Origin of the sequence: Aeribacillus composti (genome assembly GCF_031760945.1) — a bacterium.
In the GTDB taxonomy this organism is placed as follows: Bacteria; Bacillota; Bacilli; order Bacillales; family Aeribacillaceae; genus Aeribacillus; species Aeribacillus composti.
On the sequence record NZ_CP134501.1, the window covers coordinates 1,797,713 to 1,816,416 of the forward strand.

The following is an 18,704-nucleotide window of genomic DNA, read 5'->3' on the forward strand; positions in this document are numbered from 1 at the left end:
TTAATGTCTTTTGGATGTTGACTGCTTATTTATATCTATTCAAATCTTTTAAATAGACTGGAAAAATAGTACGATATAAGTAAAAAATAACATACTTTCCTCATTGGATTTCATAAAAGGATGGGAAAAATGACAGAGAAAAAAATCGGCATAATAGATTTAGGATCGAACTCCATTCGCCTCGTTATTTTTCATATTGATCAAAATGGACAATATAAAGAGCTTTACAATTTTAAGATCAATGCCCGTTTAGCTACGTATATTGACGCCGAAGGAAATTTGTCCAACGAGGGGATCGAGGTTGTCATCGATTCTTTAAAAAAATTTGTTCCAATCGTTCAATTTCATCAAGTGGCAGAAACGAAAGGGGTTGCAACGGCAGCTATTAGATCTGCCAAAAACCGGAAAATGGTCTTAGAGGCTATAAAAAGAGAGACGAATTTCGATTTTCGCGTCCTTTCCGGCCAAGAAGAAGCCTATTACGGCTACTTAGCTGTTATACATTCCGTATATTTAACTGAAGGCATAACCATTGATATAGGCGGAGCAAGCACGGAAGTTGCGTATTTTAAAAATCGGGAGCTCGTCCATTCATACAGTTTTCCGTTTGGGGCCCTCACATTAAAGAAAAGGTTTATTGCCAACAGCGAACCGAAAGAATCGGAAATGAAAGAGCTGACAGCGTTTTTGCGAAATGAATTTTCTTCGCAAAAATGGCTTAAAAACAAAAATGTTCCGGTAATCGGGATAGGCGGCAGCGCCAGAAATCTAATACGGCTTCATCAAAATAAAACCAATTACCCGTTATTTGGTATTCATCAATATGAAATGGAACCGAATGAAATTAAAAAAATAAATCAATGGCTGATCGGAATGACTGTCTCGGAGCGTCAAAAATTAGATGGACTGTCGAAGGAACGCGCGGATATCATCATTCCTGCAATTGAAGCAATTTATACGCTGACGGAAATCGTATCAGCTCCATTTTTTACAATGAGCAGCAAAGGCTTAAGGGAAGGGGTCTTTTTTGAGGAGGTGTTTTCCAACTTAAACGTCCGGTCTTTTTCTCAAGTAGCGGACGAAACATTTTCCAAGCTGGCAAGTGATTATAAAATCAACTTGAAGAATACATCATTTCTCCTTCGTCTTGCTTACGTATTTGTCAGTGAATGTGAGGCAAAGAAAATTATATCTTTTACTCAAGAGGAAAAAGAAATTTTGTTTAAAAGCACAAAGCTGGTTCAATTCGGGGAATTTATCGATCATCATTCAAGCAGTCAGCATACGTTTTATATTTTGACAAATCGATCGCTTGACGGAATCAGTCATAAAATGCGGTTGAAACTCGCATGCGTCGCTTCCTTTAAGTCCAAAAAAACTTTGATGAAATATATCTCTCCTTACAAATCATTATTAACGGAAGAAGAAATTTTATCGCTGGAGCGATTAGGCGCGATTTTGAAATTCCTTTATTCCCTCAACACGACACACCGTTCAATCATTTCCGAGCTGGAGGTGAACAAAAAGGAGGGGGAAAAGATGGAAATATCTTTAGCCTGCAACAGTGATTATACTTTTGAAGAGCAGGAAGCAAATAAGCAAAAAAAGCATATGGAACGCGCTTTTAACTGCCAAGTCGAATTATCATTTACACTCGTCTAATGGACATACGAAAGGTAAAAGGTGGGCGAAATTATGCAAGATAAGAAAGAACAATTGATTCCAGATATAAGCCGTCCAGAATTTTATAATAACCGGGAATTAAGCTGGCTTGCATTTAATGAGCGTGTCATGCAAGAGGCCATTGACTTTGAAAATCCTTTGCTTGAGCGGATGAAGTTTTTAGCTATATTCAGCTCGAACTTAGATGAGTTCTTCATGGTGAGGGTTGCTGGTTTAAAAGATCAAGAAAAAGCTGGTTTTAATTTACCGGAAAATAAAGCCGGCATGACGCCAAAGCAGCAGCTTAACGCCATTTCGGCGAAATGCCACACATTGGTCAAACGCCAATATGCAATATTTAATGAATATGTACAGGGGGAATTAAAAGAGGAAGGGATTGAATTTCTCAAGCTTAATGAATTAACTGGCGAACAATTCCGCTTTTTGGAACAAAAGTTTGATGAGCAAATTTTCCCGGTTTTGACGCCTCTTGCGATCGATGCGTACAGACCGTTTCCAATGCTTTTAAATAAATCGTTGAACTTGGCCGTATTGCTTCAATATAAGAAAAAAGAGCGGAAAAACCCTTTTTTTGCGATCGTTCAAGTTCCTGCTGTTTTGCCTCGATTCATTGAAGTGCCGAATCAAGATGGAAAGAGGCAGTTTGTATTTCTTGAGGATTTGATCAGCAGTTTTATTTACAAACTGTTTCTCGGTTACAACATCATTTCGGTCTCACCGTTTCGCATTACGAGGAATGCAGATCTGACCATTGATGAAGAAGGGGCGCGGGATTTGCTGGAAGTGATTGAGAAGGAGCTGAAAAAGCGGAAGTGGGGTGCGGCGGTCAGGCTTGAAATTCAAAAAGGAACGATAGATGAACGTGTTTTAAATTATTTAATGGATGTGCTGGAAATTCAAAAAATGGATGTTTATGAAGTGGACGGCCCGATCGATTTAACGTTTTTATTTCCATTTTATACCCATTTGCTGACCGATTTTGAGCACCTTGTTCATGATTCGTTCATTCCACCACCTCCGCTCGACTTGCCGAACGGAAATTTGTTCGAAGCTATATTAAAACGGGACTTATTATTACACCATCCGTACGAATCATTTCAGCCTGTTGTTGAATTTATTGAAAGTGCAGCGGATGACCCTCAAGTGTTGGCAATCAAGCAGACGCTGTATCGAGTAAGCGGAAATTCGCCGATCGTTCAAGCATTGGCAAAAGCGGCGGAAAACGGGAAGCAGGTGACGGTTTTAGTCGAATTAAAGGCAAGATTTGATGAAGAGAACAACATCCATTGGGCAAAAATGCTTGAACAGCACGGAGTTCACGTTATTTACGGCTTTCACCATTTAAAAACGCACAGCAAAATTACCCTTGTCGTCCGGCAGGAAGAAGGAACGGGTAAAATTCAACGCTTCGTTCATTTGAGCACGGGAAATTACAATGACGTCACGGCGAAACTGTATACGGATATCGGCTTTTTTACAAGCAAAGAAACATTTGGGATCGATGCAACCAATTTTTTTAATTATTTAAGCGGTTATGCGGAAAAACCAGATTGGAATCATTTTTCTGTATCGCCATATGATATGCGGGAGACCTTTATCAAACTCATCAATCAAGAAATCGAATGGCACCAGAAAAGCGGCAAAGGCCGGATTATTGCCAAAATGAATTCTTTAACAGATAAAACGATCATCATGAAGCTTTATGAAGCTTCGCAGGCTGGAGTCAAAATTGACTTGATCGTAAGGGGAATTTGCTGTTTGCGACCGCAAATAAAAGGCGTGAGCGAAAACATTCAAGTGCGAAGCATCGTCGGCCGCTTTTTGGAGCATAGCCGTATTTTTTACTTTCACCATTTTGGGGAGGAGAAAATTTTCTTATCCTCTGCTGACTGGATGACAAGAAACATGATTAAACGTGTTGAAATTCTTTTTCCGATTTATGATGTCCGTTTAAAAGAGCGTTTGAAAAACATCTTGGACATACAACTAAAGGACAACGTCAAAGCGCGTTTTCAGGATGCAAACGGCGATTATCATTATGTTGAACGGTCGGAAAACGAGCCAGTCATTAACTCGCAAAAAATTTTTTATGAAGAAGTGGTTCGCTACCATGACGCTGACTGATCAGCAGCGCAAGTTTTATGAAAACTAGAGAACTTTTTCACATGCGGAAAAATGATAGATTTTTGTCCCCTTCAAACAAATTGCTTTCAGATTCGAAATGTTTAGTATTATAATGAGTCTTGAATGAATTTTTTGCTATTTTTTGAAAAAAGGGGATGAATAAATGAAATATCGCAAATTGGGAAGAACGGGGCTAAAGGTTAGTGAAATCAGCTTGGGAAGCTGGCTTACATACGGAAACTCCATCGAAAAAGAAACGGCCATTCGGACGATTGACAAAGCGTATGAGCTAGGCATCAATTCATTTGATACAGCGAACGTTTATGCAACTGGGGAAGCGGAAAAGGTTGTCGGTGAAGCATTGCGGAAATATCCGCGTGAATCATATGTTTTGGCAACGAAAGTATTTTGGCCGATGGGAGATGGCCCCAATGACAAAGGCTTATCGCGGAAGCATGTGTTTGAACAGCTCCATGCCAGTTTAAAACGCCTTCAATTAGATTACGTTGACATTTATTACTGCCACCGCTATGATCCGGAAACACCGATCGATGAAACGCTGCGCACAATTGATGATCTTGTCCGGCAAGGAAAAGTGTTATATGTCGGCGTCAGTGAATGGACTGCTCAGCAAATACAAGAAGCTCTTGGCACAGCAGATCGATATTTGCTGGACCGCATCGTTGTCAACCAGCCGCAATATAATATGCTGAACCGTTATATTGAGAAGGAGATTATTCCAGTCTGCGAACATAACGGTATTAGCCAAATTGTTTTTTCGCCGCTTGCACAAGGTGTTCTGACGGGGAAATATAAGCGCAATGGAGACATCCCGGAAGGAAGCCGTGCGAGTGATCCAAAAGCAAATAAATATATCAATGATTTGCTGACAGATGAAAATTTATTGAAGGTAGAAAAATTAGGAAAAGTGGCGGATAAATTAGGAATTAAACTTTCCCAATTGGCGATTGCTTGGGTATTGCGGCAGCCGAATGTTGCCAGCGCTCTGATCGGATCCACCAAGCCGGAGCAAGTCGAAGAAAACGTCAAAGCAATTGATGTGGAATTAACGGAAGATGTGCTCGAGGAAATTGAGCAAATCCTGTCGTAGTTTTCCTTAAGGCAGAATGCAGACTTGTTCATTTTGATTGAAGAACAGACGTTTCAATAAAAAAGGGGAGAAAGGATTGTTTTTGCTCAACAAGTCTTTCTCCCTTTTATTTTTCATTTTTTGGACTTGGAAGCGATGCAGTCACCCCTTTAATTTCTTAATTGATTTGAGTGCCGGACCTTCTACAACATCGCCGTCTATTGAAAATCTCGAACCATGGCATGGACAATCCCATGTTTTCTCGCCGCTGTTCCATTCTAATTCACAGCCTAAATGGGTGCAGGTAGTATCTACGATGTGGAGGCTGCCATTTTCATCTTTGTAGGCACCGGCTCTTTTTCCGTTATAGGAAACGACTGCTCCTTCATCAGGGGCTAAATCTTCCGGCTTTCTTAGAGCAAACTCAAGCTTTCCTTCAATCAAATGCTTTGCAACATCCGTATTCGTTGAAATAAACTGCTTCACGCTTGGATCTGCTTGAAATCTTGCTGGAGTAAAAAGCTCGCGATATCGGTTTTCCTTCCCTTTAATTATATCGACAAGCAGTCGTGCTGCGGCTGTGCCGTTTGTCATTCCCCATTTTCGAAACCCTGTCGCAAACAGGATATTTGCTTTCTGTTCGTTTATATGTCCAATATAAGGAATTTTATCCAACGTTGTTAAGTCTTGAGTAGACCATCGGTAAGGAATTTTTTGTATGCCGAATGCTTGATCACCAAAAGCTTGAAGGGATTCGTAATGCTGAATCATCGGGATTCCTTGTCCAGTTTTATGATTTTCACCTGCGATCAGCACAAGCTTTTCTCCGTTGATCGTGACGGACCGAAGCGACCGAACCGGATTTTCGGCGCTGATGTACATGCCGCCGGGATACTCGGTTTTTGTTTTGACAGCAATAATATACGATCTTTCCGCATACATTCTTGAAAAATAAAAGGCGGCATCATAGAAAGGAAAATGCGAACAAATGAATACAAAGTTGCACAAAATGTGATAACCGTCTTTTGTCAAAATTTTCGGGTGTGGGCCATGTTTTATATCGACAGCTGTTGTATTCTCATAGATGTCTATCCCTTTTTCCGACGCGTTTTCCACAAGCTTTTGCAAATATTTTAACGGATGAAATTGGGCTTGATTTTTCATCACAACTGCTGTTTTTGCCTGTACGGGAACAGGGATATTTTCCACAAGCTCTCCTTGAATTCCAAGCTTTTCATATGCTTTATATTCGTTTTCGATTTTTTTTATGTATTGCTCTGAATTCGTATAAACATATGCATCCTCTTCTTTCCAATCGCATTCGATGTTGTGCTCCTGTATCGTTTGTTTGATAAACTCCATCGCATCGCTGGCTGCTTCATAATATAGCTTTGCATTGCTTTCCCCAAAGTGCTGTATAAATTCATCATAAATCAGCCCGTGTTGTGCGGTGACTTTTGCGGTTGTATGTCCGGTCGTACCATTTAAAATACGATCCGATTCGATCAGCGCGGTTTTGATTCCTTCTTTCGCAAGCAGATAGGCGCTTGTGATGCCTGCGATCCCGCCGCCAACAATCGCTACATCAACAAAAATATCTTTGTCAAGCTTGTTGAAGGAGGGCAGCTGAACAGAATCTGGCCAAAACGGTTTTGAAAGCTGAGGAAGTTCATTTTTACTAACGGCTTCTTTCATAAAAAAGTTCCTCCTATTAGAACTGATGATGCTTTTATCTTTTCCTAATATTTGGGTTGTTATGTGCATCTGATAATTTTGAGCGACCTTTTTATTTCAATTAAGATATGCTACGTTTCAAAGAAATAAGTTTTTTGCTGATCCCAATTATTCCTTTCTTCTACTTAGGGTTGCTGTAGGAAAATGCAGATTTAGAACACTAAGTAAATTCCGAAATAAAAAGCCTAATTCTCTCATTTTAAATGATGAGAAATTAGGCTTTTTCCTTAATTAGACAATATAAATTATAATGGACAAACATTAAAGCATAAGTTTTTTTACGAAGAGCACTCGAATAGTTATTATATGACTACAACCGAAATAACTAAAATTACACATTTTTATTATCATTGTATTCTTTAAGTAATTTTTCACATAAATCCTTGCAAATTCCTTGAGAATGGTATCTACTCAATAATTCACTTAGGTTTATGAATATTTTATTTTCATTTAATATATTTTTAAAATCTTGATAAGTGCCCTTTCTATTAATTTTCACCTTTCTTTCAGGGAAGAGGCTATTTATTTTATTATTGACTTTGTTATTGATTCTTCACTCTCAGCCACTGGGTTTTATAATGTTGAAGCAAAAGTCAAAATTGTTTCGATAAAATGTATATCATCTTCATATAAACCATTTTTTTCATCCATTCACTTACAGCTAAAATCCCCACAAGTATCACCCCTAAAAGAATAAGACATCTGCCATACGAATAGCCCAGCTTACAGCTATTGCAATGTTCTCAGCGGTAGTTTTACTCATTCTAGTATTCTTTTTTAAGTAAACTGGAAGTCTTGTTCTAACCATAGCGGCTGCATCTGAACCAGCATTTTCAAATTGCGTTAACCAATTTCCGATTTTTTACTATTATTTTTAAACGTTCTGGCAGTAGCTGCGTCTATTATGTTAAAATGTCTTGCCGCATCAAATACCGCATCTCCACCCGCTCTAAGCAACTGTGCGACTTTCACTATAATGAGTACTGCCTAAAAATCCATTTTGAGAAGCTTAAAATGTAATAGTAATGATAACCATTGTGAACATTAAACTTTATTCAGCACCCTTTAATAGGTACAATGAATATTGACACCGCGAGCGAACAAAAGCTGGAATATCGGTGTAAAGGAGTGTGTCTGTCTTGTTTGATTTAATGCCTTTAATGCTGGAGCGAGTGGGAATTTTAGTCATTTTAGCTTTTTTGTTATCAAGGATGAAGGCATTTCGGCGAATGATTCATCATGAGCATGGATTAAGCGAAAAGCTAATGCTGATTGCCGTATTTGGATCTTTTGGCATTATTAGTAATTATACTGGTGTCGAAATTGCTCAAGGGAATATCAGCTCACAAACATGGCAAATAGAAGTGGATGGAGATGCCGCAATTGCCAATACAAGAATTATGGGAGTAGTGATTGGGGGATTGCTTGGCGGTCCATTCGTCGGCATCGGCACTGGTTTAGTAGCAGGACTGCATCGGATGACATTAGGAGGATTTACCGCGTTTGCTTGCGGAGCATCTACTATTTTGGCTGGATTCGTGACCGGTTTCCTTTGGAAGCGTTTTAGAATAAAAGACAATTTTTCACCTTGGAAAGCTGTTTTGACTGGAATTTTTATGGAATGTACTCAAATGGGACTTATTCTCTTACTTGCCCGCCCGTTTGAATCCGCAGTTAAGCTTGTAGAATTAATCGCTCTTCCGATGATTACGATTAACGGATTTGGGACTCTTATTTTTATTTTAATTATTCATTCGATTCTAGTGGAGGAAGAGCGGACGAAGGCGCTTCAAACACATAAATCTTTTTACATCGCGCAGCAGACCTTGCCATTTTTCCGAAAAGGCTTAAATGAGCATTCGTGTAAAAAAGTAGCGGAAATTATTTTAAAATGGACGAAAGCAGATGCCATTTCCATTACTAATCGGGAAATTGTCCTCGCTCATATCGGTGCAGGTTCTGATCATCATAAGCAGGGGCAAACTTTAGTAACAAAGCTGACAAAAAAGGTTTTAGAGCAGGGTAAAATCATTAAAGCAAAATCGAAGGAGGAAATCCAATGCCCAAATTCTGATTGTCCGCTTCAGTCAGCGATTGTTATGCCGCTTCAAGTACACAACCAAACGGTTGGCACGTTAAAGCTTTATTTTTTAGACCCGAGTCTTATGGATAAAGTGGAGCAAGAGCTGGCGGAAGGACTTAGCAAGCTGTTTTCTACCCAATTGGAGCTTGCTGATGCAGAACTGCAGAGAAAACTGCTGAAAGATGCAGAAATTAAAGCTTTGCAGGCGCAAATTAATCCGCATTTCCTGTTCAATTCGTTAAACACGATTTCCAGCTTGATCAGAACTGATGCGGATAAAGCTAGAAAACTTCTTTTAAAATTAAGCGTGTTCTTCCGAAGTAATTTACAGGGAGCTAGACAATTTGTCATTCCGCTTGAAAAAGAGCTTGAGCATGTTGAAGCGTACTTATCTATTGAGCAGACAAGATTTCCTGATAAATATCATGTAAGTTTTGATATTGACCAAAGCTTAAAGAAAGTAATGGTTCCGCCGTTTACGCTTCAGCCTCTCGTCGAAAACGCCATCAAGCACGCTTTTGCCAATAAGGAGCATGGGAAAGTGTCCATTCGGGCGTATGCAGAAAATGATCAAATGATCTTAATCACCGAAGATAATGGCAGCGGCATTCCTGATCATTTATTGCGCCAATTGGGAAATCAGACCGTTCAATCGAATGATGGAACAGGAACAGCTCTTTGGAATATAAAAAAACGAATAGAAGAAATTTATGGTTCCGCCGGAGCCTTCCATATTAAAAGTGATGAAAATGGAACGAAAGTGACGATTAAGTTTCCATTAGAAATGAAAGGAGAAGTAGCCGTATGATCAAGGCTTTTATCGTGGAGGATGAACCGTTGGCAAGAGACGAACTTATTTACTTGCTTAAAAGGAGCAAGCAGGTAGAGATTGTTGGGGAAGCGGAACAAATGGATGAAGCGATTGAAAAAATCCGCCAGACCGACATGGATGTGATCTTTCTCGATATACAGCTGTCATCTCATGAACAAGGGATTAGACTTGCTGAAAAGCTAATGGAGATTGATCATAGACCTGAGATTGTTTTTGCAACCGCTTATGATGAGTACGCTTTGAAAGCATTTGAGCTGAATGCGGTTGATTACATTTTGAAGCCGTTTGATGAAGAAAGGATATTTCATACAATTGAAAAAATTTCAAAGCGGCTGGAAGCCCGCCAAGAAAAAAGACCGCAATATTTTCAAATGCAGGATGAAAAGATTCCTGTGTCATTAGACGACCGCATTCTGCTTATTAACGTGAAAGATATTCTTTATATTGAGTTTAATGACGGAAAAACCATTATCACTTGCCGCGATCAAAAATATGAAGTTAAAGAATCGCTTGTCACTTTTGAAAGAAAGCTGCAGCAAACGCACATCATGCGTGTTCATAGAGCTTATTTAGTCAACTTGAATGAAATAGTTGAAATTCAGCCGTGGTTCAACTCCACGTATCATGTAATCATGAAAAATGGCGAATCGATCCCGGTCAGCAGAACTTATACGAAGGAGCTGAAAAAGCGATTGGGCATTTAAAAAAAGCTGAAAGCTTTAAGCAATATTTGTGACAAAATTGTTGCAATTCAATTTAAGAAATTGACGATTTATCCCCGGATTCTTGCATTTTGTTTTGAAAACCGATCATGAAGATGTTTATTTAATACAATGAATGTAAAAAGCAAGAACAAAGGGGAGGTTGCAAAAAAATGAATGCGATTACAATCGTGATTGCCTCAATGTGTATTTTAATGATCGCCTACCGTCTTTACGGAACATTTATGGCTGTAAAAGTGTTGAAGCTGGATGATTCAAAACCGACACCAGCTCACGAATTAAATGATGGAAAGGATTATGTTCCGACGAATAAATGGGTAAGCTTCGGGCATCACTTTGCCGCTATTGCTGCAGCAGGACCGCTCGTCGGACCGATCCTGGCCGCACAATTTGGATATTTGCCCAGTCTGCTGTGGCTTTTGATTGGTGCCGTAATTGGAGGGGCCGTCCATGATGCAGTCGTTTTATTTGCTTCCATGCGGCAAAAAGGGAAATCATTATCGGAAGTAGCAAAAGAAGAATTAGGTCCGGTAGCCGGCTTTTGTACAGGACTTGCCATGCTGTTCATTATTACCATAACAATGGCTGGTCTTTCCATGGTTGTTCTTCATGCATTGGAAAAAAACCCTTGGGGCACGTTTGCAGTCGGAATCACCATTCCTATTGCAATGGGAGTCGGAATTTTCTATAAGAAAACAGGCAATTTAAAATTAGCTTCAACAGTTGGCTTTATTTTATTAATGATAGGTGTTTTCGCAGGACCTTCCATACAAGAAACAGCTCTTGGGGATTGGTTGACATTCGATACTAAAACTTTGGCGCTTATTTTACCAATCTATGCATTTTTTGCTGCGGCTTTGCCGGTTTGGCTGCTGCTTGCTCCTCGTGATTATTTGAGCAGCTTTATGAAAATCGGTGTGTTCATTGCGCTGATCATTGGTGTTTTTATCATTAATCCTTCTATTGAAATGCCGGCCTTTACAGAATTTATCCACGGCGGAGGGCCGATTTTAGCTGGACCTGTTTGGCCGTTTATATCGATTACAATTGCATGTGGTGCGATTTCAGGATTTCACGCTTTTGTCGGATCGGGTACAACGCCGAAAATGCTTAATAAGTGGAGCGATATAAAAGTTGTCGGCTTTGGAGCCATGTTGGTGGAATGTTTGGTCGGCATCATGGCGCTGATCGCTGCAACAGCTCTTCATCCGGCAGATTATTTTGCGATCAATTCCGCACCGGAAGTATTCCGGACACTTGGAATGGATGTTATTAATTTACCAGCTTTAAGCCAGGAAATAGGTTTAAATTTGGAAGGAAGAACAGGTGGAGCGGTTACACTTGCAGTTGGAATGACTTATATTTTTACTGCGATTCCATGGTTTGAGAATTTGGCTTCGTATTTTTTCCAATTTGTTATAATGTTTGAGGCTGTTTTCATTTTAACTGCGATTGATGCAGGAACACGTGTAGCACGTTATTTAATTCAAGATTTCTTCGGTGAAGTGTATAAACCATTAAAAAAGGTAGACTCCGTTCCGGCTTCCGTATTTGCAAGCGCTTTAGCCTGTTTTATGTGGGGGTACCTGCTTTACTCAGGAGATATTGGATCGGTTTGGGCATTGTTTGGCGTATCGAACCAGCTGATGGCGTCCATCGGACTGATTGTCGGTGCGACAGTCATTTTAAAAATTGCCGATAAACGAAGATATATGCTTACTTGCCTCATTCCGTTAGCTTATTTATTTGCTACAGTAAACTATGCAGGCTACTGGATGACCGTAAATGTTTATTTGAATCCGGAAGCTGCAGGCTACAACGTATTAAACGGAATTTTATCCATCATTATGCTCGTTCTTGGTATTGTCATCTTGGCAACGGCATTGAAAAAATGGATTGAAATATGGAATGATCCGGGCTTTCAAATGGAGGCTAAATCAGCCTGACACAAGGGTAATTGGGCGGCTCATTTGTTGATGCCGCTCTTTATTTGTTTAAGCATCACAACAGCGGTGGCGACAGAGGAGGAGAAATGATCAAACGATGGCAAAAAAACTTAATGGAAGTAATGGATCGTAAAAGCAATATCATGTACAATAACAACTAACTAATTAGTTAGTTGTATAAAAAGGGTGATTTTTATGGCGAGAAATAAAGGAGAAGAGAGCAAAAAGAAAATATTTCAAGCTGCTGCGGAGCTGTTCGCTCATAAAGGTTTTCATGCTACAAAGATCAGCGATATTGTGGCAAAAGCAGGGCTCACGCAGGCAGCTTTTTATCTTTATTTCAACAGCAAGGAAGAAATTTTCGAACAAATGCTTGAAGATTTTGAAAAGCAGTTAATTCATTTTAGTGATGCAGGAAAAAAAGTGGCTGATATACAACCGGAGCAAGTGAAAGACCATGTCCGTGAGACAATCGCTGACATTCTGAAGTTTCTCGGAAAAAATCCTCACTTAACGAAAGTTGCACTCAGGGAGAACAAAGATGATCGTTTACGAAGCATCATTGTTGAAAAAATAGCAGCAAATATGAGCAACAATCAAAGACTTGGTATTGTTAAAACGGAAATTGACACTCAATTTGCCGGTGAAGCATTTCTCTCAGTGATCGAGCACATCATTGAACGATATGTAATGACAGGAGAAAAAACAGAAAATGAACTTGCGGACCAAGTGTCCCTTTTGTTCTTAGAGGGGATTTTGAATAAAAATTAAAAGGGGAACATGAAAGGTGCTGGAATGACGTTAACATCATTTCGCATTAGTGTATATGCGAAATAAAAAAACGAGATTAGATCAGTCGTTTTCCATTGGATAAAATGCTATTTAAAACCGCTAACCAATTTATTCGGTTAGCGGCTGCTCCGTTTTATTAAACGTTACACGATTTGCCAGTTCTAAGTCTTTCACGGCGTCTTCAGCTGTAACAAATCCTTCCCATCCTTCTTCTTCAATGATTCGGCAAAAATCAAGGAAACGGTCTTGGACCATTGCCTCATACCACAATTGCCGCTGCTCCAATTTGATTGTCCGTTCGTATGAAATGCTGGATAGTGCTTTAAGCGGGAACGATTTATTTTTGAAACAATGAAAGGCTGAAGAGCGTACTTTTTCAACAGCGTTTTCTACCGGTTTTTTCGGTATGCTGTCTAGTATTTGATCGATCAGCTCGCCCTGTTCTTTTGAGATTTTGCCCTCTAAATATAATTTTTGGGGAATCCATCCTTCAAGTACAATCCGTCCATGAGTGCAATGAATTTCCCATTTTGTCGATTCCGGTGCGTCAGGATCCATCGTAAAGCCGTGGTAATATTGAACAGGAACTAAAGAATATATGTTGTTTCCCGAACTTTTTTCGTCTTGTTGATAAACTGGTTTATGAAGAACGCTTGCCCAAACACGCTGTTTTTCACCGTTTTCCTCCGTCAGAGCAAAACCGTTCGCATCGACCGCTTCTCCGAGTATGTGGCGACCGACCTCAAAAAAATGAACTCCATGTTCAATAAAAATGCCTCCGCTTAGTTGATCATTCCAAAACCAATGGCCATTGGCGACGTGATGAGCCGAGTTGGTGAGACTTGCATGATGCACGAATCCAAGCAGCCGATGGCGGACGATCCATTCAACAGCTTCTACTAGCGGATTGTAACGCAATACAAGGTTCACGGCGAATGCACGCTTTTGTTTTTTTGCATAGTTCGCATTTTCCAAAAGTTCCTTGGCATAAAGGGCACCAGGTTTTTCTAACAAGACATGCTTTCCGTGTGTTAAAGCCAGTCGGCTAAGTGAGGAGTGAAGATGGGGCGGTGTTGCTAAAATGACAATATCGATTTCAGGATCGGCTATAAGGTCGGCTGCCTCATAATATTCTTTTGGCGTTATCGCATTATGTCTCTGTTTTTGAAAAGCAGCCATCACGCTCTCCCGTTTTGTATCCGTCCTTCCTGCGACAGCTGTCAATTGAAATTCAGGCAGCCGTGCAAGCGCACCGGACAAAAAAGTGGCAAAAGCGCCCGCACCTGCGATCCCCACTCGGTAAGTCTTCATCTTGCCAGACATGGTGTTTTCCCCCTTTACGTTATGGAGTTTGACAACTTCATTATAAACGAAAATATAGTCTCGTAAATTTTGAATTGCACAATTAGTAGGATGTATATTTTTCAAAACCGATTCTGTTAAGTGTAAAAAAAGTTTGAAAGATTTGCGTGAATGAGAGCAAGGAAATGACAGAATGATCGTTGAATCAAATCTAGGAAACCTGCTCAAACAACGATTCCTAACAAATAACTTTTAATTATTTATTTGTATGCAAAAGCGATTGCCATCATGATTCAAAGGAAATTCGGGATTTGCTTCCGGAAAAATCCAATCTGCCTTGATTATAAACATTAGAAAATATAGCTTTTCTGCAAATGGGCTGATGCGGACAGTTTGGAATCACTTATTGATGCTAAGCTTGTTGAACAAAAATCAGCTTTCGAAAATATTTGCCGGCGCTTCCATTAGTTTAGTTGAGACGGGGAAAAAATATAACTGCTGCAACGAAATTTTTTGTAATGTTTAAAATATTAAAACAATAAATTCATATTTTTTGATATGATGAAAGTAAGGTTTTGCAAAAAGAGGTGTAAAATGGATTTTCCTGTTTATATACATTTGGGTCCTGTTTCGATTCATCCGCATTTATTTTTTGAGACTTTGGCTTATTTTGTCGGTTTCAGAGTTTACTTGCATACGAGAAATAAAGAAAGAATTCCACTTGATAAGGCGATGTGGGTCGTGATCGGTGCGATAGCCGGGGCTGCGTTAGGATCAAAGCTCCTATATTGGCTTGAAAATCCTGTTGAAACGCTGAAAAATGTGACGAATCTCAACTATTTAATGGCCGGGAAAACGATCGTCGGTGGATTGCTGGGAGGATTGATCGGAGTTGAAACCGCAAAAAAGCTAATCGGCTGGAAGCGCTCGACAGGCGATGATTTTGTCTTACCGCTTATTATTGGCATGAGCATTGGCAGGATAGGCTGTTTTTTCACCGGCCTCTCAGACCATACGCACGGCACCCCAACGACTTGGGTGACGGGTGTTGATTTTGGAGACGGCGTGCCGAGACATCCAACTCAAATATATGAAATTGTCTATTTATGGCTGATCGGTTTTTTCGTTCTATACATAAGAAAAAAGAAAACAGCTCCGTGGGAAGGGTTTCTGTTCCAGTTTTTTATGGTTTCCTATTTGCTGTTTCGCTTTTTTATTGATTTTATCAAGCCGACACCTCACCCGTATTTTGGGTTAAACAACATTCAGTTAGCAGCTTTCGTCGGATTGATGTACTATTTGTTCCTTATAAGGAAAAAAAGAAGGGAGAAATTTCAGTATGCCAAATAGACCATACATTTTCTATGAATTAACGAACAGCATTTGTTCGAAATGTTTGCGGAAAACGGAAGCAAAAGTCATATTTGAGAATGATCAAGTTTTTTTAGTAAAACATTGCCGTCATCATGGAAGAGAAAAAGTATTGATCTCAACCGATATCGAATATTACAAAAAATGCCGTGAATTTTTGAAGCGTGCAGAAATGCCGTATCACTGGAATACCTCCATTCAATACGGGTGCCCGTATGATTGCGGCTTATGTCCGGATCACGAGCAGCACAGCTGCTTGGCATTGGTGGAAGTTACGGATCAGTGCAATTTGCAATGCCCGATCTGTTATGCGGAGTCTTCCCCGAAAAAACAGAAATGGCGCCCACTAGAGGAAATTGAGAAGATGTTTGATGCGATTGTGAAAAATGAGCGGGAACCGGATATCGTTCAAATCAGCGGCGGTGAACCAACGATCCATCCACAGTTTTTCGAGATATTAGAAATGGCGAAATCGAAGCCAATTAAGCATATAATGGTGAATACAAACGGAATTAAAATTGCCCAGGACAAAAAATTTGCTGAAAAGCTGGCTCGCTACATGCCCGGATTTGAAATTTATTTGCAGTTTGACAGTTTTGAAAAAGAGGCGTTAATCGATCTGCGCGGAGTAGATTTGCGTGCAGTCCGAGAGAAGGCAATAGAACATTTAAATGAATACAACATTTCCACAACATTAGTTGTCACGTTAAAAAAGGGTGTAAACGATCAGGAGGTCGGAAAAATCATTAAATACGGTCTTTCGCAGCAGGCAGTCAGGGGAGTCACCTTTCAGCCGGTGCAAATTGCCGGAAGAACAAAAAATTTTAACCCTGCAACTGACCGATTAACGTTGAGCGAAGTTCGCAGCATGATTATCGAGCAATCGGAGGTTTTTCAAGCAGACGATATTATTCCCGTCCCTTGCCATCCTGACTGTTTGGCTATGGGGTATGCGCTGAAGTTAAACGGGGAAGTAAAGCCTCTGACGGGTATGATCGATCCGCATATTCTCCTTGAAGGAGATCAAAATACGATCGTATTTGAACAGGATGAACAATTGAAACATAAAGTTTTTGAGCTATTCAGTTTAAATCATTCTCCCGGCTCTTCCGCGATGTCACTAAAAGATTTATTATGCTGTCTGCCGAAAGTAGCGATACCGGAAAATATCAGCTATAACAATGTGTTTCGTGTAATTATTATGCAATTTTTAGATGCTTATAACTTTGATGTTCGTTCAGTTAAAAAATCCTGTGTACATATTGTACATCACGACGGCCGCATCATTCCGTTTGACACGTATAACTTGTTTTATAGGGACAGCCTTGAAAACCGGCTGAAAGAAATTCAAACAGAAATGGCGATGACTGCGCATGAATGAGCATACAAAAGACATTTGGAAAGGCATCGGTATTGTGCTTCTTTTACATGGGCTATTGTTGATTTTTCCGATTACGATCTTTTTTATCGGTTTTGTTCAGGTGATTTATATCATTCCAGCAGTGGTGATCGCCTTAATGAAAAGAAAAACAGCGATTGCTCAAGGAATACTGATCGCAGCTGGGATTACGTTTTTAGTGAATACAGCATGTTTCGGAGTGTTTATGATGGGATGGTACTAACGTAAAGAGTTTACAAACATGGTATAAAAAGCTGTAAATAAAACTTGTAGAGAAAAATATTGTCCTTCTCTACAAGCTCTGTAGCGCTAATCTAGGGGAAAATGGTCAAATTATAGGATTACATTTTTAACTTTCATAATGCCCTTTCGCCTCTTTTTTCGGCCATATTGTATAGCTGAAGCTCCATAAAAAATCGATAAACAGGATGAACGTCCATTTTGCCGAAAATGATAAAAGTGCTTCTGTTTTCTGGAAATCGTTGACAAAAAGAACCATGAACAGGAGAAGGGCATTCCCAATAATCCATGCTAGAAGGTGGCGGTACCAGCCTTTCCGTTCATAAGCAGCATGCTGTTTTCCGAATTGAGGCCGTTTATTTGGCCGCTTTCCTCCAGCAAATCGGTAAGCAAACTGTTCATCCGCCCACTGAATCATCCGTTTGCCAAATGCAACCGAAACCCCAATATATACAGCAGACAATCCGTGTACAAAATGAGCTGTTGCGCCGTCTTTCAAATCGAAAACCGTTGCGATGATTAAAACAAGATCGATAAGAGGCGTACACAATAGAAGGAGCGACCCGATTTTTTTCCAGCCTAGAATATATCTGGCGAATAATCCGGCGCCGACAAATATCCAAAACAAAATTTCGCATATGACAATGAGCCAACCGATCATGATTCCACTCCTTTTTAAAACACACGTATTAAATAAAAATTTAACACAAGTGTATTAAAAAAACAACCATGATATAATAAAAATATGCCGAAAAAAGTGGATCACGTAAAACAAAGAGAAAAAATTGCTGTAGCGACATGGAATGTCATTGCGAAAGGCGGGATGGAAAAAGCAACCGTTCGCAATATTGCGAGAGAAGCAGGAGTTTCCGTTGGTTCATTAAGACATTATTTTTCAACTCAAGCAGAATTGCTGTCATTTGCAATGAAATTGGTGTCGGAAAGGGTGAGTCAACGAATTAACGAAATTGATTTTTCTATGCCGCCGCTTGATGCAATGAAAAGGATGATCCGGGAGGTTTTGCCGCTTGAAGATGATACAAAGAAAGAAATGGAGGTATGGTTTGCTTTTACCCAGAAAGCTCTTTCGGAGCCGGAACTTCAGCCTTTAAGCAAAGAAGTATATCTTAAAATGCGTTATGGATTTGAACAGGTCATCAAGACTTTAGTCAAACTTGATCTTGCGCGGCCGAATATCAATGTAGAGCTGGAGGTGGACCGTCTGTATGCGCTGATCGATGGCTTGGCCATTCATGGATTAATGCATCCGGAATATTTATCTAATGAGATGATCGAATCCATTTTGGACAGTCACTTAAAATCTTTGTGCAAACAAGAGGTTTTATAATGGTTTCCGTCGAAACTAAGAATATAAATCAAACAAAC

At 39.8% G+C, this 18,704-nt stretch carries 16 protein-coding genes; 11 read left to right on the top strand and 5 right to left on the bottom strand.

Annotated features, from left to right (window positions below):
- The first annotated feature begins 129 nt into the window (after window positions 1-129).
- From ppx to RI196_RS08760, 3 genes are all read left to right on the top strand, one after another.
- Window positions 130-1,662 (top strand): exopolyphosphatase, encoded by a 1,533-nt coding sequence (ppx, locus tag RI196_RS08750; protein ID WP_063389556.1) that lies wholly within the window; start codon window positions 130-132, stop codon window positions 1,660-1,662.
- Window positions 1,663-1,695: 33 nt separating this feature from the next.
- Complete coding sequence (locus tag RI196_RS08755; RefSeq protein ID WP_063389555.1) at window positions 1,696-3,807, top strand: RNA degradosome polyphosphate kinase; 2,112 nt, start codon at window positions 1,696-1,698, stop codon at window positions 3,805-3,807.
- Window positions 3,808-3,970: 163 nt separating this feature from the next.
- Window positions 3,971-4,918 (top strand): aldo/keto reductase family protein, encoded by a 948-nt coding sequence (locus RI196_RS08760; RefSeq protein ID WP_063389554.1) that lies wholly within the window; start codon window positions 3,971-3,973, stop codon window positions 4,916-4,918.
- Window positions 4,919-5,059: 141 nt separating this feature from the next.
- On the opposite strand, the gene RI196_RS08765 is transcribed toward RI196_RS08760, so the two are convergent.
- The 3 genes from RI196_RS08765 to RI196_RS08770 form a co-directional block, all read right to left on the bottom strand.
- On the bottom strand, window positions 5,060-6,592 hold the full coding sequence (locus tag RI196_RS08765) for an FAD-dependent oxidoreductase (protein WP_311067262.1): 1,533 nt from the start codon (window positions 6,590-6,592) through the stop codon (window positions 5,060-5,062).
- A 724-nt stretch (window positions 6,593-7,316) separates the two neighbouring features.
- The gene (locus RI196_RS18790; RefSeq protein ID WP_499678692.1) at window positions 7,317-7,439 is read right to left on the bottom strand and encodes a hypothetical protein; all 123 of its coding nucleotides are present in this window, start codon (window positions 7,437-7,439) and stop codon (window positions 7,317-7,319) included.
- A 35-nt stretch (window positions 7,440-7,474) separates the two neighbouring features.
- The gene (locus RI196_RS08770; RefSeq protein ID WP_277986809.1) at window positions 7,475-7,603 is read right to left on the bottom strand and encodes a hypothetical protein; all 129 of its coding nucleotides are present in this window, start codon (window positions 7,601-7,603) and stop codon (window positions 7,475-7,477) included.
- A 167-nt stretch (window positions 7,604-7,770) separates the two neighbouring features.
- On the opposite strand from RI196_RS08770, the gene RI196_RS08775 reads away from it, so the two are divergent.
- The 4 genes from RI196_RS08775 (at window position 7,771) to RI196_RS08790 (ending at window position 12,985) form a co-directional block, all read left to right on the top strand.
- Window positions 7,771-9,522 carry a sensor histidine kinase gene (locus RI196_RS08775; RefSeq protein ID WP_094245720.1) on the top strand — a complete coding sequence of 584 codons (1,752 nt, stop codon included), beginning with the start codon at window positions 7,771-7,773 and terminating at the stop codon, window positions 9,520-9,522.
- Entirely contained in the window at window positions 9,519-10,250 is a 732-nt protein-coding gene (locus tag RI196_RS08780; RefSeq protein WP_063389552.1) for a LytR/AlgR family response regulator transcription factor, read from the top strand. The genes RI196_RS08775 and RI196_RS08780 overlap by 4 nt, the downstream gene beginning before the upstream one ends.
- A gap of 170 nt (window positions 10,251-10,420) precedes the next feature.
- The gene (cstA, locus tag RI196_RS08785; protein ID WP_063389551.1) at window positions 10,421-12,214 is read left to right on the top strand and encodes a carbon starvation protein CstA; all 1,794 of its coding nucleotides are present in this window, start codon (window positions 10,421-10,423) and stop codon (window positions 12,212-12,214) included.
- 195 nt (window positions 12,215-12,409) lie between these two features.
- Window positions 12,410-12,985, top strand: coding sequence for a TetR/AcrR family transcriptional regulator (locus tag RI196_RS08790; protein WP_066246672.1), 576 nt, complete (start codon window positions 12,410-12,412; stop codon window positions 12,983-12,985).
- Window positions 12,986-13,114: 129 nt separating this feature from the next.
- On the opposite strand, the gene RI196_RS08795 is transcribed toward RI196_RS08790, so the two are convergent.
- Window positions 13,115-14,329, bottom strand: a complete 1,215-nt coding sequence (locus RI196_RS08795; protein ID WP_311067263.1) for a Gfo/Idh/MocA family protein — start codon at window positions 14,327-14,329, stop codon at window positions 13,115-13,117.
- 573 nt (window positions 14,330-14,902) lie between these two features.
- Here RI196_RS08795 and RI196_RS08800 point away from each other — a divergent pair.
- Genes RI196_RS08800 through RI196_RS08810 form a run of 3 tightly spaced genes read left to right on the top strand, consistent with a single transcriptional unit; the run spans window position 14,903 to window position 17,301 of the window.
- Window positions 14,903-15,658 (top strand): prolipoprotein diacylglyceryl transferase, encoded by a 756-nt coding sequence (locus RI196_RS08800; RefSeq protein ID WP_311067264.1) that lies wholly within the window; start codon window positions 14,903-14,905, stop codon window positions 15,656-15,658.
- A complete protein-coding gene (locus RI196_RS08805; protein ID WP_311067265.1) occupies window positions 15,648-17,060 on the top strand; it encodes a radical SAM protein in 1,413 nt (470 codons plus the stop codon). Before RI196_RS08800 ends, RI196_RS08805 begins: the two co-directional genes overlap by 11 nt.
- Complete coding sequence (locus RI196_RS08810; RefSeq protein WP_063389546.1) at window positions 17,053-17,301, top strand: hypothetical protein; 249 nt, start codon at window positions 17,053-17,055, stop codon at window positions 17,299-17,301. Before RI196_RS08805 ends, RI196_RS08810 begins: the two co-directional genes overlap by 8 nt.
- 126 nt (window positions 17,302-17,427) lie before the next feature.
- On the opposite strand, the gene RI196_RS08815 is transcribed toward RI196_RS08810, so the two are convergent.
- Entirely contained in the window at window positions 17,428-17,979 is a 552-nt protein-coding gene (locus tag RI196_RS08815) for a hypothetical protein (protein ID WP_130156567.1), read from the bottom strand.
- A gap of 84 nt (window positions 17,980-18,063) precedes the next feature.
- On the opposite strand from RI196_RS08815, the gene RI196_RS08820 reads away from it, so the two are divergent.
- Window positions 18,064-18,666 carry a TetR/AcrR family transcriptional regulator gene (locus RI196_RS08820; RefSeq protein ID WP_063389544.1) on the top strand — a complete coding sequence of 201 codons (603 nt, stop codon included), beginning with the start codon at window positions 18,064-18,066 and terminating at the stop codon, window positions 18,664-18,666.
- Window positions 18,667-18,704: the final 38 nt, after the last annotated feature.

What these genes read in the sequence shown, in the direction of transcription:
- RI196_RS08820 (WP_063389544.1), top strand. Translation starts at nt 18,064, where the DNA reads ATGCCGAAAAAAGTGGATCACGTAAAACAAAGAGAAAAAATTGCTGTA.
- RI196_RS08815 (WP_130156567.1), bottom strand. Translation starts at nt 17,979, where the DNA reads ATGATCGGTTGGCTCATTGTCATATGCGAAATTTTGTTTTGGATATTT.
- cstA (WP_063389551.1), top strand. Translation starts at nt 10,421, where the DNA reads ATGAATGCGATTACAATCGTGATTGCCTCAATGTGTATTTTAATGATC.
- RI196_RS08780 (WP_063389552.1), top strand. Translation starts at nt 9,519, where the DNA reads ATGATCAAGGCTTTTATCGTGGAGGATGAACCGTTGGCAAGAGACGAA.
- RI196_RS08790 (WP_066246672.1), top strand. Translation starts at nt 12,410, where the DNA reads ATGGCGAGAAATAAAGGAGAAGAGAGCAAAAAGAAAATATTTCAAGCT.
- ppx (WP_063389556.1), top strand. Translation starts at nt 130, where the DNA reads ATGACAGAGAAAAAAATCGGCATAATAGATTTAGGATCGAACTCCATT.
- RI196_RS08795 (WP_311067263.1), bottom strand. Translation starts at nt 14,329, where the DNA reads ATGTCTGGCAAGATGAAGACTTACCGAGTGGGGATCGCAGGTGCGGGC.
- RI196_RS18790 (WP_499678692.1), bottom strand. Translation starts at nt 7,439, where the DNA reads ATGGTTAGAACAAGACTTCCAGTTTACTTAAAAAAGAATACTAGAATG.
- RI196_RS08810 (WP_063389546.1), top strand. Translation starts at nt 17,053, where the DNA reads ATGAATGAGCATACAAAAGACATTTGGAAAGGCATCGGTATTGTGCTT.
- RI196_RS08800 (WP_311067264.1), top strand. Translation starts at nt 14,903, where the DNA reads ATGGATTTTCCTGTTTATATACATTTGGGTCCTGTTTCGATTCATCCG.
- RI196_RS08805 (WP_311067265.1), top strand. Translation starts at nt 15,648, where the DNA reads ATGCCAAATAGACCATACATTTTCTATGAATTAACGAACAGCATTTGT.
- RI196_RS08760 (WP_063389554.1), top strand. Translation starts at nt 3,971, where the DNA reads ATGAAATATCGCAAATTGGGAAGAACGGGGCTAAAGGTTAGTGAAATC.
- RI196_RS08755 (WP_063389555.1), top strand. Translation starts at nt 1,696, where the DNA reads ATGCAAGATAAGAAAGAACAATTGATTCCAGATATAAGCCGTCCAGAA.
- RI196_RS08765 (WP_311067262.1), bottom strand. Translation starts at nt 6,592, where the DNA reads ATGAAAGAAGCCGTTAGTAAAAATGAACTTCCTCAGCTTTCAAAACCG.